This window comes from Psychrobacter sp. Ps6 (genome assembly GCF_022129235.1).
Classification (GTDB): Bacteria; Pseudomonadota; Gammaproteobacteria; order Pseudomonadales; family Moraxellaceae; genus Psychrobacter.
The window spans coordinates 1-1,230 of sequence record NZ_JADQAI010000149.1; the positions used below are offsets into that span (position 1 = coordinate 1).

Sequence of the window (1,230 nt, forward strand, 5' to 3'; positions counted from 1 at the left end):
GATCCGGATTTAGGATTAATTAGCGGAATGAATCTTAAATATTTCCCTCATACTATTGAAGGTGATTGGGGAGCTGGATGGTATTGGAACAAGTCACGTGCAGCCACATATTATCCTAATACTCATTTTATTGGTGTTGATCAGTTAGGTGACTTAATAGGACAGACAGATTTGGGCAGTTTAAGTCTATGCGATGTTAAAGAAATCAATGGATTGGCTTGTACAGATGGTCAAGTTCTCCCTGTCAGAATGATTGCTAAATAAGGTGGATTACAATGAAAAATATGTGCTTAATTTCAATGGTACTTATGGCGTTTTCGCTTTCTGTTCACGCTGAAAATACTACGCAGCAATGTTTGGTTGGTGTGGCTCATTCTTCACCTAATGGGCGCTTTGTTATAAACTCAAATGGAACAGTGAAAGATATTAAAACAGGATTAACGTGGATGCGTTGTGCTGTAGGTACAAAATGGGATGAAGTTAATCAGTCTTGTTTAGGTGCGCCGCAGGTTGCAGGATGGCAAGCGAGTCTACAAACCGTACAAAATATCAATTCAACAACATCGGGACATTATCTGCACAATTATGCTGGAATTTCTCATTGGCGCTTACCTAATATTAAAGAATTACAATCGTTACAAGAAACGGCCTGTTATCTTCCGGCTATGAATGCGCAGGTTTTTCCTAGTATTACAAAGGATATTGCTGCTGTTGAAGGCACTGTATGGTCATCGACGCCAAGTATGACTAGTGATGAGGCATATTCCTTTGGTTTAAATGATGGCATCATTATGAAACAAGGTGTAAATGCTGCTACGTATTCATCTTTATTAGTCGCTGATTTCTAAATATGAGTCATTTGTAGTCTTATCATTGAAACTTATGAGAGAGTGTTATTTCAGGCTTGATAACATTCTCTTTTTTACTTTTGATGTTTCTGAAAACGTATTGATTGATGATATTTTTGTTTCATTTGAAATTCAGATACCACTAAGATTTTGACTTAGGTATAGTAAAATGATCGTATAAATTATGCGGTATTGAATGATAATGAGATGGAGTATGTTATGGGATTTTTAGCCAAAATATTTGGGTTAACAAAATCTAATATTGGATCACCAGAGATCGATCCCACTGAATATAAAGGATATCTTATTTTTCCTGAGCCAAGATCTGAAAATGGACAGTTTCGTATTGCAGGACGTATTACGAAAGAAGTTGAAGGAGAGT

General features: G+C 36.5%; 2 protein-coding genes. Both read left to right on the top strand.

Annotation, left to right across the window (positions count from 1 at the left end; translation table 11 throughout):
- Nucleotides 1-264: hypothetical protein (locus I3255_RS14475; RefSeq protein WP_238039448.1), on the top strand; the 264-nt coding region annotated here is incomplete at its 5' end.
- An 11-nt stretch (nucleotides 265-275) separates the two neighbouring features.
- Nucleotides 276-848 carry a DUF1566 domain-containing protein gene (locus I3255_RS14480; RefSeq protein WP_238039450.1) on the top strand — a complete coding sequence of 191 codons (573 nt, stop codon included), beginning with the start codon at nucleotides 276-278 and terminating at the stop codon, nucleotides 846-848.
- The last annotated feature ends 382 nt before the right edge of the window (nucleotides 849-1,230 follow it).

What these genes read in the sequence shown, in the direction of transcription:
- I3255_RS14480 (WP_238039450.1), top strand. Translation starts at nt 276, where the DNA reads ATGAAAAATATGTGCTTAATTTCAATGGTACTTATGGCGTTTTCGCTT.